The sequence below is a fragment of the Bilophila wadsworthia ATCC 49260 genome (assembly GCF_000701705.1).
GTDB classification, from domain to species: Bacteria; Desulfobacterota; Desulfovibrionia; order Desulfovibrionales; family Desulfovibrionaceae; genus Bilophila; species Bilophila wadsworthia.
Genome location: NZ_JNJP01000113.1, coordinates 1 through 8,559 on the forward strand (window position 1 = coordinate 1; position 8,559 = coordinate 8,559).

Sequence of the window (8,559 nt, forward strand, 5' to 3'; positions counted from 1 at the left end):
CCCCCTCCAAACCTCCCCCCTCCTCTTCAAAGACTTTCGGCGTTATCGAATCCCTGTTCGCCGCTTTCCCTGTAGGTGAATAGGGTGGGGAAAGTTTGCGGATCTTGCCTGAAAAACATCATAACACACTTGTTCTTTTGATGAAAATTGTTTTTGACCCGTTTCCGGGATCTTGATTTGCCGCCCCCGGTATGGGAAACTTCTGCCTTCTGAAAACAATAGGGCTCCCCTTCCTTAAAAAGGTCAAAAGTCTTGGGAAGGGAGGGGGTTCGGGGGAGGGAAACCCTTCTAAAGAAGGGTTTCCCTCCCCCGTCCAAGCCTTTTCCCGGAGTCTCGCTATGCGCAATCCAGTCCCCAGAATCGCCGCGATCCATGACATGTCGGGTTTCGGGCGCACCTCGCTGACGGTGGCGATCCCGATCCTATCCTGCATGGGCATACAGGTCTGCCCGATGCCCACGGCGGTGCTCTCCACGCACACGGTGGAATTCACGGACTATACGCTGTGCGACCTCACCCCGGAGCTTGGCGGCATCCTCGACCACTGGGAAAGGCTCGGCCTCCATTTCGACGGCGTATACTCCGGCTTCATGGCCTCCCCGGAACAGATGGATTCGGCAGCCCGGTGCATCCGCAACTGCCTCGCCCCCGGCGGGCTGGCGGTCGTGGACCCGGTGCTTGGGGACAACGGCATCCTTGATCCCACCATGACCCCGGAAATGGTGGAAAAAATGCGCTGGCTCATCTCCTGCGCCGACATCATCACCCCGAACATCACCGAAGTCGCACTGCTCCTCGACGAGCCGTTCACGCCCCGGATCTCGCCCGAGGAAATCAAGGGCCGGTTGCGCCGCCTGTCCGCAATGGGACCTCAAACCGTGGTCGCCACAAGCGTCCCCCTGCTGGAAGGCGGCAGGGACCCCGGACAAAATACCTCGGTCATTGCCTACGAACGCGACGAGGACCGCTTTTGGCGCATCGATTGCGCATATATCCCCGCCCACTACCCCGGCACGGGGGACACGTTCTCCAGTGTGCTCACGGGCAGCCTCATTCAGGGCGACAGCCTGTCCATCGCATTGGATCGCGCCGTCCAGTTCGTCACCCTCGGCATCCGGGCCACGTTCGGGCAAGGGCTGCCCTCGCGCGAAGGCATCCTGCTGGAGCGTATCCTCGGCAGCCTGTTCGCGCCCGTCTCGACCTGCAAATGCCGGATCATGGACGGGAACGGCTGCTGTAACCCGGTGCTCCCCTTCGAAGACTGACATGGGCTCCGCCTCCCAAAGGCGCAAGATCAAAATCGCGGACGGCGGGACGCCCCGGACGCGAACGCTCCATCCGATACAACGGCATGGGACAAAGGATATGCTGATGACTACGGAACAATGCGGCCAGGACCAACTGCCCATTGGTCTTTTCGATTCCGGCGTGGGCGGCCTGACCGTCCTTGACGCCATGCGCCGCCTCATGCCCGGCGAGGATTACCTGTTCCTCGGAGACACCGCCCGCGTGCCCTACGGGGCCAAAAGCCAGAAAACGATTGTCCGCTATTCCCTTCAGGCCGCCGCCAAGCTCATCGGCCAGCGCATCAAGCTGTTGGTCATCGCCTGCAACACGGCCACCGCCGCCGCGCTTCCCGCCCTGCGCGAAACATGGCCCGACATGCCCATCATCGGCGTGATCGAGCCCGGTTCCCGCGCCGCCTGCGAAGCCTCGCCCTCCGGCGACATCGCGGTCATCGCCACCGAATCCACCATCCGCAGCGGGGCCTATGCCGAAGCCATCCTCCGCCGCCGCCCCGAAGCGCAGGTCCGCAGCCTCGCCTGCCCCCTGTTCGTGCCGCTGGCCGAAGAAGGCTGGTTCGACGGCCCCATCGCCGAAGGCGTGGTTTCACGCTACCTTGAGCCGCTGTTTGAGAAGTCTCCCGCGCCCGACTGCCTTGTGCTCGGCTGCACGCACTATCCCATGCTCGCCGCCGCCATCCGTAAGGTCGTCGGGCCGGAAGTCCATATCGTGGATTCCGCGGCGACCACGGCCGAGGTGGTCAAGCGCCGCCTCGCCGACAAAGGGCTGGCCCACCCGCAGGCCGGGCGCACGGGGCGCATCCGTTTTTTCATCACCGACGACCCGCAGCGGTTCACCCGCACGGGCAGCCTGTTCCTCAACATGACCATCACGGACAGCGACGTCCGGCTTGTGGATCTTGAAAACGTGCCCCTCCCCGACGCCGCCGAAACGCCAACACAAAGGAAATCATCATGAGTTACGCCCCCATTCCCATGGTCCCCGGTCCGGTCGCCCTGCACGAAGACGTCATTGCCGTCCTCGGCAGGGATTACGGCTCGGGGCAGGTCGAATCCGACTTCCTGTGCCTTTACGACGCCACCAGCCGCGGCATCGGCAAGCTTATGGGCACAAAGGACGATGTCGTCCTGATGACCGGCGAAGGTATGCTCGCCCTCTGGGGCGCGCTGAAAAGCTGCCTGAAACCCGGCGATCATGTGGTCAGCGTCGGTACCGGCGTCTTCGGGGACGGCATCGGCGAAATGGCCGAATCCTTCGGCTGCATCGTGGAAAAGGTGTCCCTCCCTTATGACTGCAGCATCCGTGAAAGCGACCTCGCCGCCGTGGAGGAAGCCATCCGCCGCGTCAAGCCGGTCATGCTGACCGCCGTGCACTGCGAGACCCCGTCCGGCACCCTGAACCCCATCGGGCTGCTCGGCAAGCTCAAGAAGGATCTCGGCGTGCCTCTGTTCTATGTGGACACGGTGGCGGGGCTCGGCGGAGCGCCCGTGCACATGGACGAATGGAACGTCGACCTGATGCTCGGCGGTTCCCAGAAGTGCCTGAGCTGCCCCCCGAGCATGAGCATGGTGGGCGTCAGCAGCGCCGCGTGGGAACGCATGAAGGAGGTGAACTATCAGGGCTACGACGCCATCCTGCCCTTCCGCACCGTGCGCACGGACGGACGCTGCCCCTATACCCCGAACTGGCACGGGGTGGCCGCGCTGTACGCGGGGACGCAGGCCATCTTCAAGGAAGGCATGGACGCCGCGTTTGCCCGCCACGAAGCCGTAGCGGCCCAGTGCCGGGCCGGGCTCGCCGAACTCGGCATCAAGCTCTGGACGGCTCCCGACGCCGTCAACGCGCCGACCGTCACGGCGGCCATGATCCCCGACGGCTTTACGTGGCCGGAATGGAAAGAAGCGCTCCGCCGCCACGGGCTGATCTGCACCGGCAGTTTCGGCCCGATGGACGGCAAGGTCTTCCGCCTCGGGCACATGGGCACGCAGGCCCAGCCGTACCTCATGGAGCAGGCCCTCGACGCCATCGCCGCCACGCTGGGAAAATAGCCGGTCGAGGCAAAACGCTTTTGGGGAGGGCCCAGCCCTCCCCCTTTTTCTCCGTCCTTCCGGTATCCCACACGCATTTCGAGGTGCGCTCCGCAACGGAACATGTCGGTATGAAACCTCTTTCCCCAACGAAGCCCTTTCAAAGGATTCGTTAGCGCGAAAAGCCTTGGAAAGGGAGGGACTCCGCACCGGCAGGTCCGGGGAAGGGGGAAAAGAGGGGCCCACTTTCTTCAGAAAAGTTTTCCCTCCCTTCCCCAACCTTCCCTCTCATTTCCCAAACAACTTGCGCCATGCCGACGAAACAGCCGATGCCGCCCGTCCCCCCGCTTCAGCCGCTCCTGTTCTGGGAAACCGGCATCTTGCTGTTCATCGCGGGAATCGTCACGGCACGTTTTCCGGTTCCGGCTTTAACGGCCTGCGCCCTGTTTGCATGGGTGGACAGCCGGACGCGCCGCCCTCTCTGCTGCCTGCTGGCGGCTGCGTGCGTCATCGCAGGCTGGTGGATCGGCGAAAAGTCCGTTCCCCGCGTCCCCCAAGAGTACCCGGCATGGCTGGAAAAGAGCCTGTCCTCACGGCGGGCCGTCACCGTGGAAGGCGTGATCGTCGGTTCCCGCGGCTTGCCGGATCAGCGTCTGCAAATCATTCTGGACGATGTGGGCCCCGCCGAAAAGGAACCGCTCCCCGGCAGGATGGCCCTGACGTGGCAGGACATGCCCGACGTCCCCCGCCCCCTACCGGGGCAACGGATAACCGCGGATCTGAAAATCCGTCCGGTCCACGGTTTCCACAACCAAGGCACGTGGAACAGCGAGGATTACTGGCATCGCCAAGGCGTCTTCTTTCAGGCGTGGGCCAAACAGGATGACGCCGCCATCCGTACATCCGGCACGCCTTCCGCCGGAGCCGAACTACGGGAACGCCTGCGCCTGCGTATCGCCGCCGCGCTGGATCCGCCGGAAGAAAGCGGCCTCCGCACGCTTTCCCCTTCCAGTACGGACAGAAACGCTTCCCGGCAGGCGGCCCTGCCGTCCAAAAACGCTTGGAGCGAACCGCCTTCACTCCCACGGCGGGAGAACCTCCCGTCCGCTCCTGAGCAGATTGGGGAGGTGCAGACTGAAGAGGTTCGGGAACATTCAGGTTCGCCTGCGCACTCCGCAGCTCCGGCGGATACGAGGCGCTTTTCAAGGGTGCGGGACGGCGGATCTTCCATCATCCCGGCCTTGCTGTTCGGGGATCGCTATGGGCTCAACACGCCGGACATGGAGCGCATCAACGCGGCGGGGCTGACGCACAGCCTTGCCCTGTCCGGACAGCATCTTGCCGTCGTCGGCTTGGGCGCGTTGGCGCTCACCGGGATTGTGGGGCTCCTCGCGCCGGGGCTGTTCCTGCGCTTTCCGGCCTACAGCCTCATCGGGCTCCTGAGCCTGCCGCTGGCCTCCGCCTATTTATGGCTCGGCGATGCGCCGCCTTCGCTGGTGCGGGCCGCCCTGATGCTTGCCATCGTTTGCCTGTTGCGCTGCGTGCCCGATCTACTTCCCGAGCGTTTCCGCCGGAACCTGCGCCCGGCCTTCACCTTTGCCGATGTGCTCCTGCTTGCCCTGTTCTGCATGGTTCTGGCCGATCCCCTGTGCCTGTACGATCTGGGCGTGCAGCTCTCTTTTTCGGCGGTGGCGGGAATCGCGCTTTGTTCCCCGTGGCTCAGCAAACTCTGGAACGACGGCCCGTTATCCTTCTCGCCGCTCAAAGTCCTGCAAGGCGGGCTCTCGCCCATGCGTGCCGCCGGGGGCCGTTTCATCCGGCTTCTCTGGCTGACCCTCGGCTGTTCCGTCGCCGCGCAGCTCGCCACCCTCCCCCTCGTGCTGGATGCCTTCGGGCGCTCGACCCTCTGGTTCCCGATCAACCTGCTCTGGCTTCCGGCGCTCGGTTTCATCGTCCTGCCGCTGTCGTTCCTCGGGCTTATCGCCGCGGCAGCCGGATTGGAACAGGCAGCCGGTTTCCTGCTCCATCTGGCGAACATTCCTTGCGAGGCGCTTCTGCATAGCCTGCGCTGGCTGCAAGCGCACGCGGGGCTGGATCTGTTCGTATCCCCTCGCCCGCACTGGACCGCCATCCTTGGCTTCGGCGCGATCGCCGTGGCACTGGCCATGCGCATACATCGGGATCATTTCCCACACGCGGCGAAACGCCTTCTGATCTCCGGTGCGCTCCTGCTTTCCGTCGGGCCGTTGCTCTGGGTCCACGCCTTCTTTGAACCCAAAATTTCCCTCAGGGTGCTGGATGTCGGACAGGGGCAAGCCGTACTTCTGGAATGGCCCTACGGAGGAAGGGCGATGGTGGACGGCGGCGGGCTGTTTTCCGACCGTTTCGACGTGGGACGGGATCTCGTTTCCCCGGTGCTTACCGCCAACAACCTGCCCCGGCTGGACTTCATCGCCGTAACGCATCCCGACCGGGATCACCTCAAAGGCTTGCTGTTCATCGCAGCCAACTATGCGATGAAAGCCGCATACACCGCTCCGCTTGAAGGCATCGACACGCCGCAACATGGATCGCCCCGGCCTCTCTCCGAAGCGTTCACCGCCATCCTTGCCTCGCGCGGAATTCCCCGTCATACTTTGGGCGCGGGAAACGTGCTCCCCCTTGCGGACGGGCTGGCGCTTGAGGTGCTGGCCCCGGCCCCCGGCGTGACGCCTTCCGGCAATGACGGGCTGGTGTTCCGGCTTGTCCTCAACGGGCACGGCCTCGCCTTGCTGCCCGGAGATGCCGAAGCGCCGTACCTGCGGGCCCTGCTGCGAAGCGGCGCGGACCTATCGGCGGACGTGCTCATCCTGCCTCACCACGGTTCCGCAGGCAGCCTTGTCCCGGCTCTGTACGACGCGGTGTCTCCAAAGCTGGCCATCGCCAGCGCCGGAGCGTACAACCCGTACCGGCTTCCCTCCCGGAAAGTCCGCGACGCATTGGAATGGCGGGATATTCCGCTTCACATCACCGGTAATGAAGGCGAAATCGCCGTCCATTGGGACCTGAAAAAGAATGCGGGGAAGAAAAACATTCTTCAAGAAGGCTTTCCTCCTCCGCGCCCTCATCTCTCCCAATATGTCCAACCGATGGGGAGGGCACGCGAAGGCTCTCCCGCCGGAAACACGGAATGAAACGGCATCATCCCATTACTCCCAAAAGACCGTTGGAGGCGGGGAACGGGTACAAGGCAGGCAGAAATGCATTCTCCAGAAAGCCCCTTCCCGATTTGGGCCTCCAATCATAAGGATAAGCAGTGCGACTGACGGCAACGCATAAAATGGGCATAGCGGCCCTGATCATGGCGGGCAGCGTGTTCCTGTCCCGGCTCATGGGGTTGGTACGGGATAAGGTGGTTTCGTGGCAATTCGGGGCGGGTGCGGAATCGGACGTCTATTTCGCGGCCTTCGTGGTCCCCGACTTCCTCAATTACCTGCTCGCGGGCGGTTATATTTCGATCACGCTGCTCCCTTTGCTTTCCAAGCGGTTCGAGGAGGACGAGGCAGACGGCTGGCGGTTCTTCTCGGCTGTGTTCTGGTGGGCGGCCCTCGGCATAGCCGCCCTGACCGCCGTGGCATGGATCTTCGCTCCGGAACTCGCCCGGATCGTCGGGCCGGGATTTTCCCCGGAAAAACAGGCCCGGCTGGCCCATTTCCTGCGCATCATCCTGCCCGCACAGGTCTTCTTCCTGCCCGGCGCGTGCGTGTCCGCCCTGCTCTATATCCGCAAGCAATTCCTGGCCCCCGCGCTCACACCGCTCATCTACAACGGCTGCATCATCGCGGGCGGTCTCCTCGTGACCGGGCGGGGCATGGAAGGCTTCTGCTGGGGCGTCCTGTTCGGCGCGGCCCTCGGATCGTTCCTGCTGCCTGTCGTGGCGGCCCGCTCCTCCGGCTCTCCTCTGCCCGAAGGCATACCCGCCGGGCTGCGCCTCCGCTTCAACCTGCGCCACCCGCTCCTCAAGCGGCTTCTCCTGCTGGCCCTGCCGCTCATGCTCGGCGTGTCCATTGTGGCTATGGATGAGCAGTTCGTGCGTATTTTCGGCTCTATGGCGGGCGAGGGGGCGGTAAGCCTCCTGAGCTATGCCCGGCGCATCATGCTTGTCCCCGTGGGCGTGGTGGCGCAGGCCGCGGGCGTGGCGTCCTTCCCGTTCCTCGCCGCGCTGGCGGCCCGGGGCGACGACGCCGGATTCGACAAGACCCTTGGCACGGCCCTGCGCGGGAGCATGCTCGTAGTCATCCCGCTCACGGCCTATATGTTGGCCGTTGCCCTGCCCACGCTCGGATTCATCTTTGAAGGCGGGCGCTTCTCCGCCGAGGAGACCATCCTCGCCGCGCCGCTGCTCCAGATGCTGCTCCTTTCAGTCCCCTTCTGGGTCGTGCAGCAGGTTATCGGGAGGGCTTTCTACGCCCGTCAGAACACCCTCACCCCGGCTATTGTAGGCACTGTGGCGACCCTCGCCGCCCTGCCCGTCTATCCGCTCGCGGTAAAGCTCTGGGGCGCGTTCGGCGTTGCCATGCTGACGACGCTCTGCCTCTTCGTTTACACCCTTGCCCTGTCGTGGTTCTGGATCCGCAAGCACGGCACGGGGGCGTTCGACGGCATGGGGCATCTGCTTCTCAAGGGGTTCCTGCTGGTCCTGCCCGGCACGCTGCTGGCCTTTTTCGCGGTCTACGGGCTTCCCGGCCGTCTGCCCCTCTGGTTCCCCTCCCTGTACGCCTATCTGCCCGCAGCCATGCGCCACGCCGCCATATGCGGCATCGCCGGGGTCATCTTCGCCGTTCCCTATCTCCTGCTCGCCAAGCTGTTCATGCCTGAGGCGCTGTCCTTAAGAAGGAGAAGGTAGGGATTGAAGATTGGAGGGGGGAGGGGACCCCTTCTGGAGAAGGGGTCCCCTCCCCCCTCCAAACCTCCCCCTTCCCCTCCTAAGACTTTCGACTTTATCGAATCCCTGTTGCAAGCCTTCCCTGAAGGCAGCAAAGCCGCCTGAACGGTGTTCAGGCGGCTTCTTTTTTTGGGGAATTGGAAAAGGCGTTTTGCGAAAAAAATTCCAATACACTCTTTTCGCTTGGAACATTTCCACTTTGCAATGTGTCTTGCTTCAAAAACAATCCGCGCCGGAAAAACTCGAGAACAGGGATTCGATAAACACGAAAGTCTTTGAAGAGGAGGGGGTGGGGTTTGGGGA

At 63.6% G+C, this 8,559-nt stretch carries 6 protein-coding genes; 5 read left to right on the plus strand and 1 reads right to left on the minus strand.

The window, feature by feature from the left end; genetic code table 11:
- The first annotated feature begins 338 nt into the window (after positions 1–338).
- The 5 genes from T370_RS0119810 (at position 339) to murJ (ending at position 8,217) form a co-directional block, all read left to right on the plus strand.
- Complete coding sequence (locus T370_RS0119810; RefSeq protein ID WP_029436760.1) at positions 339–1,265, plus strand: pyridoxamine kinase; 927 nt, start codon at positions 339–341, stop codon at positions 1,263–1,265.
- Between the two features lie 106 nt (positions 1,266–1,371).
- Entirely contained in the window at positions 1,372–2,262 is an 891-nt protein-coding gene (murI, locus tag T370_RS0119815) for a glutamate racemase (protein ID WP_005028178.1), read from the plus strand.
- On the plus strand, positions 2,259–3,353 hold the full coding sequence (locus T370_RS0119820) for a pyridoxal-phosphate-dependent aminotransferase family protein (RefSeq protein ID WP_029436762.1): 1,095 nt from the start codon (positions 2,259–2,261) through the stop codon (positions 3,351–3,353). The genes murI and T370_RS0119820 overlap by 4 nt, the downstream gene beginning before the upstream one ends.
- 290 nt (positions 3,354–3,643) lie before the next feature.
- Positions 3,644–6,505 carry a ComEC/Rec2 family competence protein gene (locus tag T370_RS0119825; RefSeq protein WP_029436763.1) on the plus strand — a complete coding sequence of 954 codons (2,862 nt, stop codon included), beginning with the start codon at positions 3,644–3,646 and terminating at the stop codon, positions 6,503–6,505.
- A gap of 122 nt (positions 6,506–6,627) precedes the next feature.
- Positions 6,628–8,217 (plus strand): murein biosynthesis integral membrane protein MurJ, encoded by a 1,590-nt coding sequence (murJ, locus tag T370_RS0119830; protein WP_029436764.1) that lies wholly within the window; start codon positions 6,628–6,630, stop codon positions 8,215–8,217.
- A 151-nt stretch (positions 8,218–8,368) separates the two neighbouring features.
- Here murJ and T370_RS25785 read toward each other — a convergent pair.
- Positions 8,369–8,559, minus strand: a 191-nt coding sequence (locus tag T370_RS25785; RefSeq protein ID WP_211250538.1) for a hypothetical protein, incomplete at its 5' end; no start/stop codon positions are given.